Source organism: Mycobacterium sp. PO1, assembly GCF_017312405.1.
Classification (GTDB): Bacteria; Actinomycetota; Actinomycetes; order Mycobacteriales; family Mycobacteriaceae; genus Mycobacterium.
This window is the reverse complement of record NZ_BLTG01000078.1, coordinates 1-22519: the sequence shown is the minus strand read 5'-3', so window position 1 is coordinate 22519 and position 22519 is coordinate 1. Positions and strand designations below refer to the sequence as shown.

Genomic DNA, 22519 nt, shown 5'->3' with positions numbered 1-22519 from the left:
GACTGACTTGCTATGAGGCTCACTTTGACAGCTGCGGCAGCGCTGACGGGCCTGTGTGCCGTGCTGACGGCGCCGGCCGCGGCCGCGCAACCGGATCCGCCACCGGGCCCGCCGCCGGGCCCGTCCCAGGGCACCGCGATCGACGAGGACGGAACCTACGCGGTCGGCGCGGACATCGCCCCTGGCGTCTACCAGTCCGCCGGGCCGATCGACGGCGGCGCCTGCTATTGGAAGCGCACCGCCGGCGACGAGCTGGTCGACAATGCGCTGACCAAGAAGCCCGCGGTCGTGCACATCGAGGCGACCGACACCTCGTTCACCACCAGTGACTGCCAGTCCTGGCAGTTGACCAACCTGCCGCCCCCGCCGGAGCCCGCCCCCGGTGACTTGATGGGCCAGTTGTCGGCGCTGATCGCCAACGGCATGTTCTCCGGGGGCCCGCGCTGACCGACGGCCGCATCGCAGTCCCCGACGACCTCGACGCCGTCACCTCGGTCGGCGCCGAGGACCACACAGCCGTGGACCCGGCCGCCGTCGAGCGGATCTGGGCGGCGGCGGAGCACTGGTACGCGGCGGGCATGCACCCTGCCATCCAGGTCTGTCTGCGCCGCGACGGACGGGTGGTGCTCGACCGCGCGATCGGTCACGCCTGGGGTAACGGTCCCGACGACCCCGCCGACGCGGTGAAGACCCCGGTGGATCCCCAGACCCCGTTCTGTGTGTACTCCGCGGCCAAGGCGATCACCACCACCGTCGCGCACATGCTCATCGAGCGCGGCGCGTTCGGCCTGGACGACCGGGTCTGCGAGTATCTGCCCACCTACACCAGCCACGGCAAGGACCGCACCACCATCCGGCACGTCATGACCCACAGCGCCGGGGTGCCGTTCGCCACCGGTCCGCGGCCCGACCTCAAGCGGATGGACGACAGCGAGTACGCCCGCGACATGCTGGGCAGGATGAAGCCGGTCTATCCGCCGGGCCTGGTGCACATGTACCACGGCGTGACATGGGGTCCGCTGATGCGCGAGATCATCTCGGCGGCAACGGGACGCAACATCCGCGACATTCTGCACGACGAGATCCTGGCGCCGCTCGGCTTCCGATGGACGAACTACGGCGTTGCGCCGCAGGATGTTCCGCTGGTGGCGCCCAGCCACGTGACGGGCACACCGCTGCCCGCGCCGATCGCGAAGGCCTTCAAGGCCGCGGTCGGCGGCACGCCGCAGCAGATCATCCCGTTCTCCAACACGCCCCAGTTCCTGACCGGGGTGATTCCGTCGTCGAACACCGTCTCCAATGCCCACGAACTCTCCCGCTTTGCTGAAATACTTTGTCGCGGTGGCGAACTGGACGGGGTACGGGTCATGTCACCGAAGACTCTGCGATCGGCGACCGCCCCGGCCCGACGGTTGCGCCCCGACATCGCCACCGGATTGGCGCCGATGCGGTGGGGCACCGGTTACATGCTGGGATCCACCCGGTTCGGGCCGTTCGGCCGCGACGCTCCCGGCGCGTTCGGTCACACCGGGCTGACCGACATCGCGGTGTGGGCCGATCCGCAGCGGGCGCTGTCGGTGGCGGTCGTCAGCAGCGGCAAGCCGGGGCGGCACGCCGAGGCCAAGCGCTACCCGCAGCTGCTGGACCGCATCAACGCCGAGATTCCGCGGGTCTAGCGTCGCGGATGCCGCGGTAAATCCCCCACCGCACGATCCACGGCATCAGGACCCGCTCGAACGTCCACGCCGGGAACCGGAACGCGCGCCCGTTGGGTGCGAACACCTCGAGCCCGTCCGGCTGGATGCCCAGCACCGATCCCCACCGCCGAGCCGGCGGACGGTAGCTGCGCAGCGGGGTGCCCGCGAACCACGCGCGCACGTTGCGGGCGAGCAGACCGTCGGCCCGGTTGCGCGCCGAGCTCCGCAACGGGTCGGTGGCGGCGACATCGCCGATCGCGAACACCTCCGGGTGGCCGGGCACCTGCAACTGCGGGGTGACCCGCACGAAACCGTGCTCGTCGAGCAGTTCGGCCGGCAGCCACTCGGTGTTGGGGCGCACCCGCCCGATCGCCCACAGCACCAGGTCCGCCGACACGTCCGGCTGACCGGTGCTCCAGCGCACCGTCCCAGCGGTCAGCGTGTCCCCGGTGAACCCCTGCGGCAAGTCGGCCCGGTGTCCGGGATGCAGCCCGACGCCGGCCTCGATGAGGCGGCGGCGTACCCGCTCCCAGGTGCGCGGGTGATGGCCGGCCAATGCCCGCTCACCGGGAAAGAACAGGTCCACCCGAATCTGCGGCCACCTCGCGGCGATGTTGGCGGCGCTGCTCACCGCGGCCGCACCACCGCCGACCACGATCACCGACCGGGCCGCCGCGAGCTGGTCGTGGGGTGCCCGCAGCTCGGCGTCGATCTCCGTCGCGGCCTGCAGCCCGGGGCGGCGCCAGAATCCGTTGGTGACGCCGGTCGCGATGACCAGCGCGTCGTAGGCGACCGGGGTCGTCGATCCGTCGGCGCGGCTGACGGTGACCGTGCGCGCGGTGAGGTCCACGCCGGTCAGGGTGCCGTGCACGGTGCGGATCCGGTCCAGGCCGCGGAATCGCTGGAACGGGATCCAGTTGTGCCGCGCCCAATGGTCGGGATCGGCCAGCCGCCAACCCAGCTCCTGTCCGCTGACCAGCCCCGGCTTGGTCGAGATGCCGACCACGTCGGCGTGTTTGGCCAGCTTCATCGCGGTCAGCACGCCGGTGTCACCGAGGCCCGCGATGACCACCCGCCGCGTCATGCCCGCACCGTCGCCGGCGGCCTGGGTACGAACCGCGACACCCGGTCGATGACCGCCTGATAGCCCGGGCGCCGTTGCAGGCTACGGGTTTCCATCATCGGGATGCTCGCTCCCAGGAACATCGCGAGCATCGCGGCGGCGCCGGCGAACAGCCACCACGCCTGCGGTGCGGCCGCCAACCCGAACAGCGCCAGCGCGAACCAGAAGCCGAACTCTCCGAAGTAGTTCGGGTGCCGCGACCAGCTCCACAATCCACGGTCCATCACGTCCCCGGGCCGCGCCGACGCGACGAAGCGGTGCATCTGCACATCGGCGACACCCTCGAGCGTCACCGCCGCCATACCGACGATGAACGCGACGACGGCCAGCCATGCCAACCCGCCACCCGGCGTCGTCACCGCGACGTACACCGGCACCATCCCGAGGAACACCTGCAGGGTGGGGATCAGGTGGATGGCCACCAGGTCGGCGACGAACTCGAACCGTCCCGCCCGCTCCCGGAACATCGGATAGCGCCAGTCCTCGTGATGCAGGCCGGGAAATGCGTAGACCCAGTTGGCGGTCAGGCGAACCGCCCACACCACCACCAGCACGGTGATCAGCCAGGTCCTCAGCGCGTCACCGTCGCCCTGACTCCACCAGTAGAACAGCAGCAGCGGCGGGATGACGCTCCAGTAGGCGTCGTAGAAGCTCGAGTTGCGGTAGGCGCGGCTGAACGCGAACACCACGAGCGTGGCGAGGATGTCGGCGATCAAGGTGTCCAGCCACAGCCGGCCGGTCGCCGGGCCCCACAGCAGCCAGGCGTAGCCGACCGCGACGGCGATCAGGTAGGCGACGGTGACGATGGCCAGCGAGCGGCCCTTGGAGCGGGTCATCCGAGCCGGACCCGGAACATCGTCGGCCAGTCCTTGCCGGTGATCAGGAACTCGTCGCCGTTGAGATGGGCGATGCCGTTGAGCACCTGCGCGCTCGGCGGGATGCCCCGTTCCCGCAGGCCGGCAGCGTCGACGACAAGGTCGACAGCCCCGTCGCCGGGGTCGATCCGCACGATCGTGTCAGTGGGCCACACGTTGGCCCACACCCTGCCCTCGACGCACTCGAGCTCGTTGAGCCCGGTGACCGGCGCGCCGTCGCGGGTCACGTCGACGCCGCCGAGCTCGCTCATGTCGCCGGGGTCGTGGAACCGCAGCCGGTCGGTGCCGTCGCTGCGGACCAGCCGCTGCCCGTCGTAGCACAGCCCCCAGCCCTCGCCCGCCAGCGGGACTTCCCGCACCGGCGTCACGGTGGCACGGTCCCACTGCACGGCCACGCCGTCCTGATAGGTGAGCTGCCAGATGCGGTCGCCGACCACCGTGATGCCTTCCCCGAAGTAGTCCCCCGGTATCGGCTCCGCACGGTTCACCTGCCCGGTCGACGGGTCGAGCGTGCGCAGCTGCGACTGCCCGGCCAGCCCGGTGCCCTCGTAGAGCGTCGAACCGTGCATCTCCAGCCCCTGGGTGAACGCGTCGGGGTCGTGCGGGATCTCGGCCAGGACGACGGGCGCGACCGACGGGGCGGGCTCGCCCTGCGCAGCGGGAGCGACGAGGACACCGGCCAGCACGACCAGGACGGCTGCGGACAACATCCGCACTGTGTTCATACCGACGTTCTACCGTGCGACGATGGCCGAATGAAAGCGGTCAGTTGCGTGCACGGCACGCTGGACGTCGTCGACATGCCCGATCCGCGGCCGGCGGACCGGCAGCTCATCCTGCACGTGCTGCGCTGCGGCATCTGCGGTTCGGACCTGCACGCCAAGGATCATGCCGACGAGCTGACCGAGGTGATGGCCGAAGGCGGCTATCACGACTTCGTGCGCAGCGACACCCCGGTGGTGATGGGACACGAGTTCTGCGGTGTGGTCGCCGAACGGGGCCGCAAGGTGGGCAAGGAGTTCAAACCCGGCACGCCGGTGGTGGCGTTCCCGCTGCTGCGCGCCCACGGCGGTGTACATCTGACCGGTCTGTCGCCGAAGGCTCCGGGCGCTTTCGCCGAGCAGGTGGTGGCCGAGGCCGCGATGACGTTCGCCGTGCCCAACGGCCTCGATCCGGGCACCGCGGCGCTGACCGAGCCGATGGCGGTGGCGCTGCACGCGGTCAACCGCAGCGAGATCACCCGCAGGGATGTCGCGATCGTCATCGGGTGCGGCCCGGTCGGGCTGGCCGTGATCTGTCACCTCAAGGCCCGCGGCATTCAGACGATCGTCGCCAGTGACTTCTCCCCCGGACGCCGCGCGCTGGCCAGCCGTTGCGGGGCGCATGTCGTGGTCGATCCCGCGGCCGGGTCGCCGTACGAGGCGGTACCGGCGAACCGACGGGGTATGACGGCGCTGCCCGAGCTCTACGAGCTCGGCATGGGTGCGATGGAGAAGCTGCGCCGCGTGCCGGGTTGGTCGCATGTCTACCGGCTCGCCGATCGGCTCGGCGGCACCGCGCCGAAGCGGCCGGTGGTCTTCGAATGCGTCGGGGCGCCGGGGATGATCGACGGCATCGTCGGCGCCGCCCCGCTGGCGTCGCGGGTGGTGGTCGTCGGGGTGTGCATGGGCGACGACAAGCTGCGCCCGGCGATGGCAATCGGCAAGGAGATCGACCTGCGCTTCGCGTTCGGCTACACGCCCCTGGAGTTCCGCGACACGCTGCACATGCTGGCCGACGGCAAGCTCGACGCCTCCGCGCTGGTGACGGGCACGGTCGGATTGGGCGGCGTCGCCGCGGCTTTCGACGCCCTGGGCGATCCCGAGGCGCACGCCAAGATCCTGATCGACCCGTCCAGCGAAGCCGTCACGCCCTAGAGAGGCAGGGGCGTGTTCGCCGAGTCGAGGTGCTCGACGGTGGTGAACACCAACTCCCGGTCGCCGATGTTCTCGATGTCGTGCAGCAGGTATTCGCCTGCGGCAAAGCTGAAGTGGCGGGTTTCCCCGGCGTCGTAGGCGACCTCCCGTGTGGTGCCGTCTGCGGTGTGCTGGCGGCTGCGGCCCGGCGTGACAGCAGTCCAGAAGTAGTCGAGGACGTGGCGGTGGGCGTGCCACCTGGCCCCCGGCGCCAACCGGATCTCCCACACCCGTACCCGGCCGTTCTCACTGAGCAACCGGGACCCGACGTGGCCGTCGTGGGCGTGGGTGTCGAACTCGGCGCGCAACTCGTCCGTCCAGCCTTGATAGTCAGTGCCGACGAGCGTCCCGGCCAGGGGCGCATCGGTCAGGAAGTCGTTGTTCGTGGTCGTCATGGCGGTGCCTTTCTCTAATGGCCCGGGCCGTAGAGGCCGAACCGGTTGTCTGGGTCACCGGGCACCCACGTGCAGGTGACCTGGGAGCGGGTGCCCATCTCCTTGACGCGGCGCAGCAGCCGCTGGCCCAGCTCGAGTTGTCCGGGTTCCCATTTGGCGAGCGCCTCGGCGATGTCGGAGCTGTCGGCGAGCGCGTCGTGCAGCGCCCACGCGTTCGCCGCCGCTTTGGCGGTGCCGGCCGCCGCGTGCGGCCGGGCGGCACTCGCGGCATCGCCGATGAGCGCCACGCGCCCGGTCGCCATCTGCTGCACCCCGACGTCATAGACCGCCTGCAGATAGGGCTGCTCGGTGCGCAACACCACCTCGGCCGCTGCCGGAGCCAACACGTTGCTTGCCGCCGAGCGCATCTCGTCAACGAAGCGGTCCTGGACCTGGCCGGGGTGCAGGGAGACCCCGGCGACGAAGCCGCGCTTGTCGGTCATCAGCTCGTCGAGTTCGTACCCCTCGGCGACATTGCGGTACCAGACGTAGTTCAGCAGTCGCTCACCGACGGACAGCCCACCCGACGGGGACGGGATCGGGTAGACGTTGATGTGGGTGTGCAGGCCAAAGCTGTAGCTGATCGAGTCGCGCAGCAGCTCGAAAGTGGCCGGTGAGACCTCGCGTTCGGGCACCGTACCCCGCCAGCCGACGTAGCCGGAGTACTCCAGCTCCGAATCCGGGGAGATGCGACGCCGGCTCGCCGAGGTGATGCCGTCGGCGAACACCACCAATTCGGCGCGCTCGATGCGTCCGGAGGCGAACCTGACCTCGACACCGTCGGCGTCCTGATCGAAGCCGGACGCGTATTCGCCGAGGTGATAGCGCTCGGTGCCGAAATCAGCGAGCAGTGCCCGGTAGAACGTCCCCCAAGAGGTGTATCGCCACGGCGCCGCCTCACGGTAGACCACCTCGTTTTCGGAACCCAGGTACTGTACGAAATGAGTTGCTGTGCTGACATTTTCGGGGTGCTGCTCGCTGCACTCGACGAACCAGCGCAGTGTGTCGGGCTGCAGCACGATGCCGCCTCCGCGCCCGTCGAGATCGGTGGGGGTTCGTTCGTAGACGTCGACGTCGAACCCCAGCTTGCGCAGCAGCAGCGCCGCGGTCAGACCGCCGATCGAGCCGCCGATGACGACGGCGCGATGTCCTGCCCAGTGCTGTCGGCCGGTGTCAGTCATGTGTCTCTCCTGTGTCGAGCCCGAGGAAGGTCCGGGCGTTGTCCTCCAGCGCGGCGTCGTCGATGCCCGCCGCGTGCGGTAGTGCGAGGGGGTCGGGCGTGCCCATGTCGAAGGGATAGTCACTGCCGCACATCAGTCTGCGTGGGTCTGTCTGTGCTCTCAGCAGCTCCAGCGCAGCGACGTCGTGGGTCAATGTGTCGAACCACAACGCGGAGAACGTCTCCCGGGGCGGCCGGATACCCCCCTGCCGGACGTCGGCGCGTTGCCGCCAGCCGTGCTCCCACCGACCGACGAGCGCCGGCGCGCAACCGCCGCCGTGCACGAGGCAGATGCGCAATCCCGGGATGTCGTCGAGGACACCGCCGAGGATCAGGGCAGCCGCGGCGGTGGCGGTCTCGACGGGATTGCCGATGAGGTTGGCCAGGTAATGCGAACCCCATTCGGGCCGCGGTAGCTGCATCGGGTGGACGAGCACCGCGAAGTCGAGTTCGGCAGCGAAGCCGAGGATGTCGCGCATCGGGCTCACGTCGAACGAGGTGTCGGCCAGCAGCGGCGGCACCGCGATGCCCCGGATGACCTCGGATCCGGCCACCGCCTCCATCTGCTTTCGTGCCGCGGCGGGGTCGTGCAGGGACACCAACGCCAGACCCGCGAGCCTGCCGGCGCTGTCGCGGCACACCTGGTGCAGCGTGTCGTTGAAGGTCCTGACGAAGTCGTCGACGCCGTCGTGGTCGGCGACCGGGAACGCGAACGGTGGAGCGGACAGCACCCGCGCGCCGAGCCCGGCGGTGTCGGTGTCGTCGAGTACGCGGGCGATATCGCTCATCGCGTCGGTCTCTATCGACAACGGGAGGTCCCCGAGGTGCAGTTGGCCGTCGTGGTCGCGCAGCGCGGGAAGTGGTGTGCCCGGCGCGAGGCCGAACAGCTCCCGCGGCAGCCAGTGGGCATGGATGTCGATCGGGCCGGGATGCATTGTCATGCCGCTGATCCAGCCGCTTCGAGAGCCTCGAAACGCGCGAGTACCTCGGCCTGCAACACGGCTACCGCGGGGTCGGAAGCCCGCCGCGGCCTGGGAAGATCGACATCGATGATCTCGTGGATGCGGCCGCCGGGCGCCAGCACGACGATGCGGTCGGACAGCTGGACGGCCTCGGTCACGTCGTGGGTGACGAACATGACGGTGCGGCGAGACTCCAGCCAGATGCGCTCGAGGTGTTCTCGCAGGGTGCGCGAGGTCATGGCATCGAGGTGGCTGAACGGCTCGTCCATCAGCAGCACGTCGGGTTCCACGGCGAAGGCGCGGGCAATGCCGATGCGCTGCTGCTGACCGCCGGACAGCTGGGCCGGATAACGGTCGGCACAGTGGCTCAGCCCGACCAGGTCGAGGTAATGCCGGGCGCGGTTCTGCCAGCCGTCCCGTTCGTGCTGCACGAATCCCAGGTTGGCCATGACCGTACGCCAAGGGAGTAAGCGCGCGTCCTGGAAGACGTAGCCCACCCGCGCGTCGCGTGTTCCGGCCCGTAACCGCACGTTTCCCGAGCTGAGTGGCTCGATACCGGAGACGATGTTGAGCAGGGTGGTCTTTCCGCTGCCGGACGGCCCGACGATGGAGACGAAGGTCTCGCCGGAGATCGTGAGGTCGATCTCGTCGATCACCCGCGTGACGATCCCGCGGCGGTCCGTGAATTCTTTGACGAGGGTCTGGATTTCGATGGAGGCCATGATTTCTCGCTTTCTAAACGGAGCGCCAACGGGTGGCGTAGCGCTCGATGGGCCCGAGGATGAGCAGGTCTGCGACAACCAGCAGCAGGATGAAGACGAGCACCCACGCCAAGAAGCCGTCGAGTTGGTTGGCGTCGTACCAGTAGCGGGCCCGCCAGCCCACTCCGGAGGTGGCGCCGAACCACTCAGCCAACAGGAGCCCGTTCCACGCGCTCATGATGGCGAATCGGACCGCGGCGATGGTTGATCCGGCCACCGCGGGTGCGACGATCTCACGGAGTACCCGGATACGGGGGACGCCGAAGGCCCGCGCCATGAGAACCAGATCGGCGGGCACCGCTCTGGTCGCCTTCGCGATGTTCACCACCACGAACGGCAGGCCGGACAGGAACACGGTGACGACCGGGGTGAGCCAGCCGAAGCCGAACCACATGGTGGTCAGCAGCGCCCAGATCACCGCCGGGATGGCCAGCGCGGCGGCGTTCAGGTCGGAGAACGCGAGATCGGCCAGGCGGGACAGGCCCATCAGCACCCCGATGACCGCGCCGACGATCAGCGCCGCGGCCAGGCCGAGGACGAACCGGTTCATACTCAACGCCAGGTTGTGCCACAGTTCGCCGATCTCGGCCTCGGTGATCAACCGCTGGATCGAGTCGGTCACCGACGGCACACGGTTTCCCACGATGACGGCGAGCTGCCAGGCGGCCAGGATGCTGAGCAGTGCCGCAGTGACGGCTCCCGCCGACGTTCCCCGTGCCCGTAGCTGGTGTTGCCAGGACGAGATGACGGTCATGCGATTTCCTTCCGCCAGGCGAAGAAGCGGTTCTCCAGGGCCGCCAGGCCTCTCTCGATCAGCACCATCGCGATGATGAACAACGCGGTCCAAGCCAACATGTCGTCCACCCGGAATTCCTGGTAGGCCTTGCGGATCATGAACCCGACTCCGCTGCTCGCCCCGAACACCTCGGTGAGCGCCTCGACCTTCCACGCCATCGCGAAGCCGTAGCGCACGCCGGCGAAGACGAAGGTCGTCAGTGCCGGTAGGTAGAGATGGCGCAGGATGTCGCTTCGGCGCCGCTCGAACGCCTGACACATCGCCAGCAGGTTGCCGTCGACCGACCGCACACCTTCGGCGACGTTCATCGCGATGAACGGGAGTGCCACCAGCGCCGACACGACGATCGGGCCACCGGCGCCCACGCCGAAGATCAGCAGTCCGAAGACGGCGTAGGTCAGTCCGGGCATGTTGCCGAGGACGAAGAGCGGTAACGAGAAGTACGCGTTGAGGAATCGGCTGCGGCCCATCGCGAAACCGATCACCAACCCGCCGGCCATGGCGATGGCGAATCCGGCGGCGATCTTGGCGATGCTGGTGGCGAAGTTCGCGACCGCCTCGCCGGAGACCACGATGGCGTACACCTGCTCACCGACTCCGACGGGGGTGGGCAGAATCGGGTCGTCGACCCAGGCTGCCAGGGCAGCCCAGGCGGCCAGGGCGAGGAGGAGAGCAGAGCCGGACACGAGCCACCGGTTGTGTCGGACGGGCCCACGTGAGCGACGACGGGACGGCGGATTCGCCGCGACCGACCCGGTGTCCGGCAGGGCGACAGTCTGGGTCACGGTTGGACTCCTTCGGTGGGCAGGAATTTCGGATCGGTCACGTCCTCGGCGATCACGCCGGTCCGCCGCATCAGGTCGAAGATGGAGCTCTCGTCCTCAGCCCACTGTTGATCGAAGCGGACCTCATCGGTAACCCAATCATGTTGGGCCACGTAGTCCTTCATGAACGCGATGTCTTCGGGCGTCGACACGGCGAAGTGCTGAGGGTAGCGCTCGATCATGTCGTCACGGTGTTGCTGCCACTCGGTGAGGCCACGATCCCACAGGTCGAGGAACGCCGACACCTCACCGGGATGCTCGTCGACCCAGTCCTTGCGCGCGACGAACACGTTGCCCATCGGCCCGTCGTGGCCGGGAGCGTCGAGCTGGGCGAACAGGTCGGCCGACGACTTTCCGTCGTACAGCGCGCGCACCGACCCTTCACGCAGCTCGCGTGCGGAGAGGTCGGGATAGCAGATGCACGCGTCGATCTCACCGCGCGCCAACAGGTTCGACAGGTTCTGGATGTCGGCGACAACGACGTCGAAGTCACCGTCCACTAGCTTGAGGCCGTGCATCTGCTCGACCAGCGCACTCCACACCAGCGTGCCGGACACCGTGGTGAACACGCCGAGCCTCTTGCCCTGCAGGTCCTCGAGCGACTGGGCCGGGTCGTCGGTACGCACCAGGATGCGACTTCGTTCAGCGTTGTAGCGGCCGATGATCACGGTCTCGCGCCGGGTCTGTTCCTCCAGATACGGCACTTCGAACGATGCCGTGGAGATGATGTCGGCGTGACCACCGGCGAAAAGGCCGAACTCGTCCCAGGTGGCGCTGCTCTCGATGGTGTAGCCGGAATCGCGCTGCCACTCCTCGACGACGCCGGTGTCGTTCATGTAGTCCCAGATCGGGTCGGGGGCGAACGTGAACCGGATGACCCCGTCGCGAGCGGTCCGCGACGATGCCGGACCACCCAGTCCGGCTGAGCACGCCGTGGTCAAGGTCAGGACGGCCGCGGCGACGACGGCCACCACGGTTCTCACGCAGGTACGAGATGAAACAGTCACCGATGACCTCCTCGGGTTGTGACGGTGATCACGAGGACCCACTGTGGTCGCCGGAAAGAACGCGGGCAATGTCTTGCGTGACACTTCTATGCTGATCTCTATGTCAGTGTCGACACATTCCTCACCGGTCCCGCCCTCGGAGCGGTGGCTGAGCGCCCTGGCCGAGATCGGCGAAGCGGTCGGCGGTGAGCAACCGGTCACCGATCTGCTCGACCGAGTCGCCCGGACAGCGTGCACCCTCCTGGACTACGACTTCTGTGCGGTGTTCCTGCCCGCGCACGGTGGCGCCGCGCTGACCATCGTGGGGTCGCACGGGTTGTCGCCCGAGTACGTCGCTCAGGTCAATGCGGACCGCCCGATCCTGCTCGACGTGCGCGGCGATCAGGAGGCGCCGACCAGCATGGCCTTCCGGACCGGAGAAGTCGTCGCCCTTGGCGACATCGAGCAAGTTCCTGGTTTCGGCTGGGGCGGCGTCGCCCATGAGCAGGGTTATCGAGCGCTGATCTCAGTGCCGCTGCGACGCGGAGCCGAGGTCATCGGTGCGCTCAACGGCTACCGCGCCGAGCCACATCAGTTCGACCGCGCCGAGATCGGCTTGGTCTCCACGCTGGCCAGTCAGGTGGCGATCGCGCTGGGGACCGCGCAGCTGCGAGCCCAGGAGCAGGCCACCATCCGTGAGCTCCGCCGCGCCGAGGAGGTGCATACCCTGCTCACCGCGACCGCACTGCGGGGCGAAGGCGTGGCCGGGGTGTGTGCCGCGCTCGCCGAGCTGCTCGGGCACGGGGTGCTGATCGAGGATGTCTACGGTGAAACGCTGGCCGCGGCGCACTGGCCGGGAATCGACCGCGAGCCCACCCCGGTCGAGGTGGACGAGCAGCTGCGCGCCGGCACTGTCGTCTCGGTTCGCTCCCGCGGGCCCGCAGTGGCCGGAGTGCTCCTCGATGCCGCCGTGGTCGCGCGCATCCATGTCGACGCGCCACGTGCCGAGCTGTCCGGTCTCGATGTGCGCGCCGTCGAGCAGGCTGCGGTCGTCACCGCGCTGGAGTTACTGCGGGCGCGCACCGCCGCGGAGGTCGAGCAGCGGCTGCGAGGTTCGCTCGTGGCCGACCTGCTGGCCGTCGACGACGCGGCGTTGCCGGAACTGCTCGACCGGGCGCGCCGACTGGGTTGGGATCTGTCCGGCCGCCAGACACTGGTGGTGCTGCGTTCTCCCGCAGCGAAACTCACCGACACCCGCACCGATCGTGTGCTGGCCGTCGCCGACCGGGTCGTGTCCGCACTGGCGGCCCGCCCGCTGGCGGCCACCTACCGCGGCGACGTGGTGCTCGTCTGCTCCGACCGATCCCCCCACGTGTCGCCGGCCGACATCGCCGGCCGTCTCGTGGACACGCTCCGCCGGGCCGGGGTTGTCGACTACGCCGTGGCGGCGGTGTCCCGCCCGGCCAGCGCCCGGGAGTTGCCCGCGGCGTTTCGCACGGTCCGCGGCGCGCTCGACCTCGCCGCGGAGCAGCGCACGTCGACGGTCATGGATCTCGGTGACGTCACCATCGACCACCTGCTGCTGCAACTCGACGAGCCTGACCGGCTGCGCGAGTTCGCGTACGCAGTTCTGGGCCCCGCCATCGAGTACGACCGAAAGCGGTCCACCGAACTGCTTCACACCGCCAGGGTCTTCGTCGACCATGATCTCGACCGGCGGGCCGCCGCCGGCGTGCTGCACCTGCACGTCAACACGGTCGCACAGCGCATCAGGCGGCTGGAGGAGCTCACCGGGCTGCGGTTGGCACGGCCGAAAGATCTGCTCGAGCTGACCGCGGCGCTACGGGTGGCAAGGATCGCTGGGCTGGGCTGACGTTCAGGTGGCGATCGCGTCGATCGCGCGCAGGATCCGCTGCTCGCTGACCGAGCCGCGGGTTCCGAGTTGCTGGGCCCACAACGAGACTCGCAGTTCTTCGATCATCCATGCGATGTCGCGCACGTCGGCCGCCGAGGCCCGCGCCGGCGACAACGCCGCGCGCAGTTCGTCATAGGCCCGCTGTACGGCAGCGACCCGTGCCATGCGCTCACGGTCGGCCGCGGGCGCCTGCGGCAGCCGCTCGACACGACGGCCGATCGCGAGCAGGTAGCGGGTGAGATCGGTCAACCTGTTCGGCCCGGTCGCGGCGACGAATCCGACCGGCAGCAGCCGGGCGAGCTGGCCGCGGATGTCGGCGATCGCGTCGGCCTGCGCGGCGCTGGGGACCTCCGGAAGCGCCAATTGCACGTCATTCCATGCGGTGAGCACCTTCTCGGTGCGCCGCACCACCTCGGTCACCGTCGACGCCAGGCGCGCCGAGAGCCGCTGCCGGGCGGCGGCGAACTCGGCGCGCGTCCACACCGGTGCGGTGACCAGCGCCTGCACGGCGGCGTCCGTGCAGTCGTCGAGCAGCGCGGGCAGCGACCCGTCCGGATTGTTGGCCAGCACCAACCTGGTACGCGGGTCCAGGCTCTTCTCCAGCGTCTTCGTCGTCGACGGACCCGCCAGCCGAAGCAGCCGTGCGCTGCCCGCCGGCATGGCCGCGGCCTGCTCGGCCTGGGTCGCGAACACCCGGATGTCCACCGCGGCAACGCTGTCCACCAGCGCCGGATATCCTCGCACCGGATTGCCGGCCGCACCGCGCTGTTCGACGACGCGCGGAATCTCGTCGAGGTCGGCCGGCCAGTTGCGCAGCCCCCTGCGTTCGACCTTGGCGCCGACGGTGTCCGCGACGGCCTGCCGCGCGGGCGCGGCCAGCCTCTGCTGCAGTTCGTCGAGGTTCTTGCCGCGCGAGACGACCGTGCCGTCCGGGCCTTCGACCGCGAAGGTGACCCGCAGGTGCGGTGGCAGCTTGTCCAGGTCGAAGGCGTCGATCGGTACCAGGATCCCGGTGCGGCGCCGCAGCTCGCGCTGCACCGCGTCGAGGAGTGGTCCGCTGTCGGGGGAGATCGACGCCAGCAGGGCGCGTGCAGTGTCCGGGGCCGGAACGAAGTTGCGCCGCAGGTCTTTCGGCAGGGACTTGATCAGCGCGGTGAGCAGCTCCTCGCGCAGGGCCGGGACCTGCCAGGCGAAGTCGTCACCGCCGAGACGGGCCAGCACCTCGACCGGCACGTGTACCGTGACCCCGTCGTCGGCGGCGCTGGGGTCGAAACGGTAGGACAGCGGCAGCGCCACGTCCCCGGCGGTCCACACGTCGGGCTGTTCGTCGCCGGTGTCCGAGCGCAGCAGATCCGCGCGCGTCATTGTGAGCAGGTTCGGTGTGCGGTGCCGCGCCTTGCGCCACCACCCGTCGAAGTGCCGTGCCGAGACCACCTCGGCCGGGATCCGCGCATCGTAGAACGCGAAGATCTCGTCGTCGCCGACGAGCAGATCACGGCGCCGGGCGCGGTCCTCCAGCTCGGCGAGTTCGGTTCGCAGACGGGCGTTGTCGCGGAAGAAGTGGTGCTTTGTCTGCCACTCGCCGTCGACCAGGGCATGCCGGATGAACAGCTCCCGCGACACCTCTGCATCGACTTGGGCGTAGCCGACCCGGCGGCGCGCCACCAGCGGCAGCCCGTAGAGCGTGACCCGCTCGAACGCCATCACCGCGCCGCGCTTGGCATCCCAGTGCGGTTCGCTGTACGTGCGCTGCACCAGATGCCCGGCCACTCGTTCCACGGCCTCGGGGTCGATGCGCGCCGCGGTTCTGCCGTAGAGGCGGCTGGTTTCGACCAGATCGGCGACGACGACCCACCTGGGCGGGCGCCGGGTCAGCACCGACCCGGGCGCCAGGACGAACCGCGCGTTGCGGGCGCCGGTATAGTCCCGTCCGTCGCCCTCCCGAAATCCGATGTGCGACAACAGCCCCGCGGTCAGAGCCTGGTGTATCCGCGCCGGATCGGCCGGCTCGTCCTGTTCGGTGATGCCCAGGTCGCGGCAGATGCCTCGCAGCTGACCGACGAGGTCCTGCCATTCCCTGATGCGCAGGTAGTGCAGGAACTCGTCGCGGCACATCCGCCGAAAAGAGCTTCCCGAGCGTTCTTTCCGTTGCTCGCCGAGGTAGTTCCACAGGTTGAGGAACGACAGGAAGTCGGAGTGCTCGTCGGCGAACCGGGCGTGCTTCTGGCGGGCGGCATCCTCGCGGTCGGTGGGCCGCTCCCGCGGGTCCGGAATCGACAGTGCCGCCGCCAAAATCAGCATCTCGCGGACACAGTTCTCGGCGTCGGCGGCCAGGATCATCCGGCCCAGCCGCGGGTCCACCGGGATCTGCGCCAGCCGACGCCCGACGACGGTTAGCTCGGTGCCCTCGAAGGCGCCGAGTTCCTGCAACAGCGCCACCCCGTCGCGGATGCTGCGGGCGTCGGGCGGGTCGAGGAAACCGAAGCCTTCGATGTCGCCGAATCCGAGGGCGGCCATCTGCAGGATGACCGCGGCGAGGTTGGTGCGCAGGATCTCCGGCTCGGTGTAGCGCGGGCGTGCCTCGAAGTCGTCTTCGGAGTACAGCCGGATACACACCCCGGGTGCGGTGCGACCGGATCTGCCGGCCCGTTGCGCAGCCGAGGCCTGCGAGATCGGTTCGATCGGCAGACGCTGCACCTTGGTCCGGCGGCTGTATCGGGAGATGCGCGCGGTGCCCGGATCGACCACGTAGCGGATGCCCGGCACGGTCAGCGAGGTTTCGGCGACGTTGGTGGCCAACACGATCCGCCGCCCCTGGTGGGCGGCGAACACCTTCTGCTGCTCGGCGGTCGGCAGCCGGGCATACAGCGGCAACACCTCCACGTCCGGCCCCACCGCGCCCCGCAAGGCCTCGGCGGTGTCGCGGATCTCCCGTTCCCCGGACAGGAACACCAACACATCGCCCGCGGGTTCGCTCTCCAACTCGGCGACCGCATCGACGATGGCCTCGGTCTGGTCGCGCAACTCGGTGCGCACGACGTCGTGGTCGGGGTCGTCAGGATCGTCGGAATTTCCCGCCCCCTCGACGGGCACCACCACTTCCAGTGGCCGATAGCGGATTTCGACAGGGTAGGTGCGCCCGGACACCTCGACGATCGGGGCGGGGCCGGCCTCGGTGCCGAAGTGCGCGGCGAAACGCTCCGGCTCGATGGTCGCCGAGGTGACGATCACCTTCAGGTCCGGGCGCCGCGGCAGCAGCTCGCGCAGATAGCCGAGCAGGAAGTCGATGTTGAGGCTGCGCTCGTGCGCTTCGTCGATGATCAGCGTGTCGTAGCGGAGCAGGCGTCGGTCTCGCTGGATGTCGGCGAGCAGAATGCCGTCGGTCATGAGCCGGACCAGGGTGCGGTCGCTGGCCTGGTCGGTGAAACGCACGGTGTAGCCGACCGTCTCCCCGAGCGGTGTGCCCAGTTCGTCGGCGATGCGGGAGGCGACGGTGCGTGCGGCGAGCCGGCGCGGCTGGGTGTGTCCGATGGTCCCGCGAATACCGCGGCCCATTTCCAGACAGATCTTGGGCAGCTGGGTGGTCTTGCCCGAGCCGGTCTCGCCGGCCACGATGACCACCTGGTTGGCCGCGATCGCGGCCGCGATGTCCGCCCGCTTCGCGGACACCGGCAGATCGGGGTAGCCGATGCGGGGCACCGCGGCCTGTCGGGACGCCACCAACCCCTCGGCCGCGGCCAGCGCGGCGGTGAACTGGTCGAGCTTTCCCGGGTCCCCGCCGAGCTTCTTCAGGCGCCGCCCGAGCCGGGCGGCGTCACGGAGGGTGACGCCGTCGAGGCGGGCGCGGAGCTCGCGGATCGTTGCTGGGGACGGTTCGGACACCTCGGCAGACGGTTCAGCGTCTGTCGGGCGACCAGTAGGCCAGCATCTCGGCGAGCGTCTCGAACGCCGCGGTGTTGACGCCGTAGGTCGCCTCGAAGTGCACCGACAGCGGGAAGCCGAGCTCGCCCACCCCGTCGATGACGCGCTTGTAGAGATCCAGCATCATCGCCCGCCGACCCGCCGGATCGGTCTCGGCCAGCGTGCGGACGAACTGCTGTTCCGCCGCCACGGCCTCGTTGCCGGGATCCTGGATGAGCCACTCGATCAGCCCGACACGGCTCTCGACCTTCGGCACGAACCCGAACGACAGCAGGATCTCGGGCCGGTGGTCGGTGGTGGCGGCGAAGTCGCGGAGGAATCCGACGATCGCGTCGGAGTACAGCAACTGGGTCATGCCGTAGGTGGCGCCGCGGTCGCACTTGAAGGTGAACCGGCCCTGCTCCCCCTCACGGGTGGGGATCAGGATGGCCCCGCGGTGCTCGACGACACCCTCGAACAGCGACAACGCGTCTGTCGGGGCCACACCGGTGCCCTCACCGTCGTTGAGTGTGCGGGGCACGCCGACGAAGGCGATGCCCTCGAAGCCGCTGTCGCCGAGTTCGGTCAGCCGGGTACGCAGTGCGTCCTCGTCCATGAATGCGGTGACCTGAGTACACAGGCCCTTGATGCCCGGCAGTTCCGGCTTGATCATCGACCAGAAATCCAGGACGTCGAGCTTCGGCTTCATCTCCACCGGCCGCCCGTCGTCCTCCTCGATCATCCCCGGGATCATGACGTGGCGGATGCGGTCCTCGAGTCCCGCTTCCTTGGAGCACCGCCGGACCTTCTCGGCCTCCTCCAGTGCGTGCTCGCGGCCCCGATCGACGTTCGGGGGCACCAGCTCGAGCGCGATGGTGTTCAGGCTCACAGGTATTAGCTCCACATCTGACGTACTCGGGGCGGGCAGGTCATCCGGGTGAATCACGATACCGACCCGGCGGGGTCGCCGCGTGCCCGCCTTCTGCGTGTATTCATGGAGGAAGCCTCATGAACCTTGCTCAGAAACCTCTTCAGGCCCGCGCGCTGCTGATCGTCCTGACGACGATGCTGGCGGCCGCGCTCGCGGCGTGCACCGCGGTGGAGCCCTCATCCGGGTCCACCACGTCCAGCACCGCGCTGCCCAGTTCGCCGTTCGATCCGACGACCACCGCGCCGCCGGCACCGAGCGGTCCGCGGTTGGCCTATCGATCGGCTGACGAGATCGGGGTCGTGGACGGAACGGAGGTCGTGGCGTCGGTGGCGGGCTCGTTTCCACCGTCCAACGACCTGATCACCACCGAGGACTACCGCTTCGTGTTCGCCAGGACGGCGGACAACACGTTGACCACCCTGGACGTGTCGACCGGAGAGTCGAACACGCTGTCCGTCGACGTGGGCTCCGCCGTCGGCACCGGCGGGGGCAGCACCGTGGTCTGGTGGGAGCAGCCGAACCGGCTGATGCAGCTCGACCTGGCCGATCCCGACGCACAGCCGGCGCTGGCGCAGATCGTCGACCTGCCGCCGGTGGCCGGGATCCGGCCCGGCGAGCCGCGGCTGCTCGTGGCGCGCGGCGGCACCGCCGTCATCGCCCGCGTCGAACAGCCCCCGTCTCCGTTCGGGGGGCCCGACACGCTCTACGCGGTCCGGGGTTCGGTGCCACCGGCGTCCCTGGGGCAGGTGGATGCGAACAGTCCGGTGACGGTGGCCCGGCTCAGCGCCGACGGTGCGCGGCTGGCGTATGCCCTCTACCGCGCCACCGATGGCGCCTGCGGTACGGCGGCCGTGGAGATCACCGACGCCGACGGCTCGCAGCAGACTTACGACGTCGCCGGCACCGATGCGGAGAGCGGTTCCCGGGTGCCCAAGCTGTGGTGGCCGAGCGAGGGGCTGCCGGAGTTGAGCCTCATGACGTGGCGATGCGACCGGCCGGAGACCTACCCGCCGCTGGTGTGGCAGCTGGCCGACGACGGTATGACCCAGGTGCAACCGCCCGCGTCCGCGATTCAGATCGCCGATGTGGCGCCCGGTCAGCGGGCATTGGTGCTACCCGAGGACGGCCAGTACACCGATCCGGTCGGTGCGCTGGTGCTCGAGGAGAGCGACCGCCGATTCGCCGTCGCATCTCAGGTCGACGCCATCGCCGTCATCCCGCTCGCTCCGTAGGCTGGGAAGAGTGAGTATCGCGCTGCAGGACAGGTTCGTCAGCGACCTCCCCGAACTGGCGGTGCGCTGGCAGGCCGAGTCGGCGCCCGAACCGCGCCTGCTGGTCCTGAACACCGTCCTCGCCGGTGAACTGGGCCTCGATCCCGACTGGTTGCGCGGGCCCGGGTTGGGTCTGCTGCTCGGCACCGATGTGCCCGAGGGGGCAGCGCCGGCCGCCCAGGCCTATGCCGGCCACCAGTTCGGCGGGTTCGTGCCCAGGCTCGGTGACGGGCGTGCCCTGTTGCTCGGCGAGTTCACCGACGGTGAGGGCCGGATGCGCGACCTGCATCTGAAGGGCTCGGGACGCACGCCGTTCGCCCGCGGCGGGGACGGTCTGGCCGCGGTGGGCCCGATGCTGCGCGAATACGTGATCAGTGAGGCCATGCACGCACTCGCAGTGCCGACCACCCGCGCGTTGGCTGTGGTGGCCACCGGCCGCCCGGTGTACCGGGAGACGCAATTGCCCGGCGCCGTGCTGGCCCGCGTCGCTTCCAGCCATCTGCGGGTCGGCACGTTCCAGTACGCCGCCTCGACCGGTGATCGGGCGCTGCTCACGCGGCTCGCCGACCACGCCATCGCGCGCCATCACCCGTCGGCTGCCGGCGCCGAGCACCCCTATCTGGCGCTTTTCGACGCGGTGATCGCCGACCAGGCCGATCTGGTGGCGCGGTGGATGCTGGTCGGATTCGTGCACGGCGTGATGAACACCGACAACATGACCATCTCCGGAGAGACCATCGACTACGGTCCGTGTGCCTTCATGGAGGCCTACGACCCGGAGACGGTGTACAGCTCGATCGACAGCTGGGGCCGCTACGCCTACGGGAACCAACCCTCGGTCGCGTTGTGGAACCTGGCCCGCTTCGCCGAGGCGTTGTTGCCGTTGTTCGACGAGGACACCGAGCGTGCCATCACGTTGGCGGAGACGTCGCTGCACGCCTTCCAGGGGCACTACGACCGCCGCTGGACGGCCGGCATGGCGGACAAGCTCGGGCTGCCCGACGTGCCGGGCGATGTCGTGGGCGGATTGGCCGGCGAAGCGCTGACCCAGCTGCAGCAGAACGGGCTCGACTACACGTCGTTCTTCCGCCGGCTGGCCCAGGCCGCGCGCGGTGATGCCGAACCGGTGCGCGGTGAGTTCATCGACCTGGCCACCTTCGATGATTGGCTCACCCGCTGGCGCGCCCTGCAGCCCGACGCCGATCTGATGGACCGCGCCAACCCCGTCTACATTCCGCGCAATCACCTCGTCGAGGATGCGCTGACGGCGGCCACCGCCGGCGACTTGGCGCCCTTCGAGGCGTTGATGTCCGCGGTCGGTTCGCCCTTCGAGGAGCGGCCCGGGCTCGAGCGGTATGCCGAGCCGGGTCAGAAGGAGTTCACCGCCTCCTTCCGAACTTTCTGTGGAACCTGACCACACCGGCGTAGCGTCTCAGCGGTGAGCTCCAAGCGCCTCAGCCCCCAGGATCTGCTGTTCATCTACGGCGAGACGTCGAGCTCGAAGATGCATGTCGCGGGTCTGCTTCCCTTCACTCCTCCCGCCGATGCGCCCCGCGACTATCTGCGCCGCATGATCGACGAGGCGCGCCGCCAGGAGGTGGTGGCCCCGTGGAACCGCAAGCTGGCTCACCCCCGCCTGCAGTTCAGCCCGCTGCACAGCTGGGTGGAGGACGTCGACTTCGACTTCGACTATCACGTTCGCCGGTCGGCGCTGGCCAGTCCGGGTGACGAGCGCGAGCTGGGCATCCTGGTGTCCCGGCTGCACAGCAATCATCTCGACCTGACCCGTCCGCCGTGGGAGTTGCACGTCATCGAGGGGCTCGAGGGCGGTCGCTTCGCGCTGTACATGAAGATCCACCACGCCCTTGTCGACGGGTACAGCGCGATGCGGATGCTGGGTCGCAGCCTGTCCAAGGACCGAGAATCCCAGGACGTCCGGATGTTCTTCAACGTGCCGACGCCGGCGCGGCCGCCGCGCGAGGCCGGCACGTCCAACCCGTTGACGGCCACACTGCGAGCGCTCGGCGGTCTCGGCTCCACCGTCACCGGCGGGGTGAGCTCGGCGATCGACCTGACCAATGCTCTGGTCAACACACAGATCCGCCGCGACGGCGAGTACGCGCACATCGCGGGCTCGGCCTCGGCACCGCACAGCATCCTCAACGCGCGCATCAGCCGCAACCGTCGGTTCGCCACCCAGCAGTACGAGTTCGACCGGCTCAAGGCGCTCAGTTCTCAGCACGGCGCCACCATCAACGACGTGGCGCTGGCCATCATCGGAGGCGGGCTGCGCACATTCCTGGCTGACATGGACGAACTCCCCGAGCGTTCGTTGGTCGCCTTCCTGCCGGTCAACGTGCGTCCCAAGGGTGACGAGGGGGGCGGCAACGCGGTCGGTGCCATCTTGGCGCCCATGGGGACGGACATCGCCGACCCGGTGGAGCGGCTACAGACGATCACCGCGGCAACCCGCGCGTCCAAGGCCCAGCTACAGACGATGTCACCCACTGCGATCATCGCGTACAGCGCGGCGCTGCTGGCCCCGACCGGCGGGCAGATCGCCGGGGCGTTGACCGGCGTCGCGCCGCCGTGGCCGTACACGTTCAATCTGTGTGTCTCCAACGTGCCGGGCCCGCCGGAACCGTTGTACTTCAACGGTTCCCGGCTCGAAGCAACGTATCCCGTGTCGATCCCCATCCACGGGATGGCGTTGAACATCACGCTGCAGAGCTACGCCGACACCATCAACTTGGGCTTCGTGGGCTGCCGCGACCGACTGCCCAGCCTGCAGCGTCTGGCGGTGTACACCGGGGAAGCGCTCGCCGACCTGGAGAAGGCTTCGGTCGACCAGCCCGGCTGATATAGATCGA

19 protein-coding genes are annotated in these 22519 nt (G+C 69.2%); 7 read left to right on the top strand and 12 right to left on the bottom strand.

All coding sequences use genetic code 11. The features are described from left to right. The first annotated feature begins 12 nt into the window (after positions 1–12). Positions 13–447, top strand: a complete 435-nt coding sequence (locus tag J3476_RS22665) for a hypothetical protein (protein WP_207068594.1) — start codon at positions 13–15, stop codon at positions 445–447. Continuing rightward, a complete protein-coding gene (lipE, locus tag J3476_RS22660; RefSeq protein WP_207068650.1) occupies positions 444–1676 on the top strand; it encodes a lipase LipE in 1233 nt (410 codons plus the stop codon). The genes J3476_RS22665 and lipE overlap by 4 nt, the downstream gene beginning before the upstream one ends. Here lipE and J3476_RS22655 read toward each other — a convergent pair. The 3 genes from J3476_RS22655 to J3476_RS22645 are packed head-to-tail and all read right to left on the bottom strand — an operon-like array spanning position 1651 to position 4420. After that, positions 1651–2781, bottom strand: coding sequence for an FAD-dependent oxidoreductase (locus tag J3476_RS22655; RefSeq protein WP_207068593.1), 1131 nt, complete (start codon positions 2779–2781; stop codon positions 1651–1653). The two genes, lipE and J3476_RS22655, sit on opposite strands and share 26 nt — an antisense overlap. Further along, positions 2778–3656 (bottom strand): DUF1295 domain-containing protein, encoded by an 879-nt coding sequence (locus tag J3476_RS22650; protein ID WP_207068592.1) that lies wholly within the window; start codon positions 3654–3656, stop codon positions 2778–2780. The genes J3476_RS22655 and J3476_RS22650 overlap by 4 nt, the downstream gene beginning before the upstream one ends. Beyond that, a complete protein-coding gene (locus J3476_RS22645) occupies positions 3653–4420 on the bottom strand; it encodes a glutaminyl-peptide cyclotransferase (protein ID WP_207068591.1) in 768 nt (255 codons plus the stop codon). Before J3476_RS22645 ends, J3476_RS22650 begins: the two co-directional genes overlap by 4 nt. 30 nt (positions 4421–4450) lie before the next feature. Between J3476_RS22645 and J3476_RS22640 the strand changes: the two genes are divergently transcribed. Continuing rightward, positions 4451–5611 (top strand): zinc-binding dehydrogenase, encoded by a 1161-nt coding sequence (locus J3476_RS22640; RefSeq protein ID WP_207068590.1) that lies wholly within the window; start codon positions 4451–4453, stop codon positions 5609–5611. On the opposite strand, the gene J3476_RS22635 is transcribed toward J3476_RS22640, so the two are convergent. The 7 genes from J3476_RS22635 to J3476_RS22605 are packed head-to-tail and all read right to left on the bottom strand — an operon-like array spanning position 5608 to position 11629. After that, positions 5608–6045 (bottom strand): hypothetical protein, encoded by a 438-nt coding sequence (locus J3476_RS22635; protein WP_207068589.1) that lies wholly within the window; start codon positions 6043–6045, stop codon positions 5608–5610. The two genes, J3476_RS22640 and J3476_RS22635, sit on opposite strands and share 4 nt — an antisense overlap. Positions 6046–6059: 14 nt before the next feature. Then, positions 6060–7265 (bottom strand): NAD(P)-binding protein, encoded by a 1206-nt coding sequence (locus J3476_RS22630; RefSeq protein ID WP_207068588.1) that lies wholly within the window; start codon positions 7263–7265, stop codon positions 6060–6062. After that, positions 7258–8244, bottom strand: a complete 987-nt coding sequence (locus J3476_RS22625) for an amidohydrolase family protein (RefSeq protein WP_207068587.1) — start codon at positions 8242–8244, stop codon at positions 7258–7260. The genes J3476_RS22630 and J3476_RS22625 overlap by 8 nt, the downstream gene beginning before the upstream one ends. Further along, positions 8241–8987 carry an ABC transporter ATP-binding protein gene (locus tag J3476_RS22620; protein ID WP_207068586.1) on the bottom strand — a complete coding sequence of 249 codons (747 nt, stop codon included), beginning with the start codon at positions 8985–8987 and terminating at the stop codon, positions 8241–8243. Before J3476_RS22620 ends, J3476_RS22625 begins: the two co-directional genes overlap by 4 nt. Before the next feature lie 13 nt (positions 8988–9000). Further along, positions 9001–9780 carry an ABC transporter permease gene (locus tag J3476_RS22615; RefSeq protein WP_207068585.1) on the bottom strand — a complete coding sequence of 260 codons (780 nt, stop codon included), beginning with the start codon at positions 9778–9780 and terminating at the stop codon, positions 9001–9003. After that, a complete protein-coding gene (locus tag J3476_RS22610; protein WP_207068584.1) occupies positions 9777–10607 on the bottom strand; it encodes an ABC transporter permease in 831 nt (276 codons plus the stop codon). The genes J3476_RS22615 and J3476_RS22610 overlap by 4 nt, the downstream gene beginning before the upstream one ends. After that, positions 10604–11629: an ABC transporter substrate-binding protein gene (locus tag J3476_RS22605; protein WP_286183565.1), complete on the bottom strand. Its 1026-nt coding sequence runs from the start codon at positions 11627–11629 to the stop codon at positions 10604–10606. Before J3476_RS22605 ends, J3476_RS22610 begins: the two co-directional genes overlap by 4 nt. A gap of 124 nt (positions 11630–11753) precedes the next feature. Between J3476_RS22605 and J3476_RS22600 the strand changes: the two genes are divergently transcribed. Next, positions 11754–13505 carry a GAF domain-containing protein gene (locus J3476_RS22600; RefSeq protein WP_207068582.1) on the top strand — a complete coding sequence of 584 codons (1752 nt, stop codon included), beginning with the start codon at positions 11754–11756 and terminating at the stop codon, positions 13503–13505. Positions 13506–13508: 3 nt separating this feature from the next. On the opposite strand, the gene hrpA is transcribed toward J3476_RS22600, so the two are convergent. Together hrpA and J3476_RS22590 are read right to left on the bottom strand one after the other, a co-directional pair. Beyond that, on the bottom strand, positions 13509–17429 hold the full coding sequence (gene hrpA, locus J3476_RS22595) for an ATP-dependent RNA helicase HrpA (protein WP_207068581.1): 3921 nt from the start codon (positions 17427–17429) through the stop codon (positions 13509–13511). Between the two features lie 13 nt (positions 17430–17442). After that, a complete protein-coding gene (locus tag J3476_RS22590) occupies positions 17443–18336 on the bottom strand; it encodes a mycobacterial-type methylenetetrahydrofolate reductase (RefSeq protein WP_207068580.1) in 894 nt (297 codons plus the stop codon). A gap of 119 nt (positions 18337–18455) precedes the next feature. On the opposite strand from J3476_RS22590, the gene J3476_RS22585 reads away from it, so the two are divergent. Genes J3476_RS22585 through J3476_RS22575 form a run of 3 tightly spaced genes read left to right on the top strand, consistent with a single transcriptional unit; the run spans position 18456 to position 22509 of the window. After that, positions 18456–19610, top strand: coding sequence for a hypothetical protein (locus tag J3476_RS22585; RefSeq protein WP_286183564.1), 1155 nt, complete (start codon positions 18456–18458; stop codon positions 19608–19610). A 10-nt stretch (positions 19611–19620) separates the two neighbouring features. Then, positions 19621–21063 (top strand): YdiU family protein, encoded by a 1443-nt coding sequence (locus J3476_RS22580; RefSeq protein WP_207068579.1) that lies wholly within the window; start codon positions 19621–19623, stop codon positions 21061–21063. A 24-nt stretch (positions 21064–21087) separates the two neighbouring features. Further along, a complete protein-coding gene (locus J3476_RS22575) occupies positions 21088–22509 on the top strand; it encodes a wax ester/triacylglycerol synthase family O-acyltransferase (protein ID WP_207068578.1) in 1422 nt (473 codons plus the stop codon). Positions 22510–22519 lie beyond the last annotated feature (10 nt).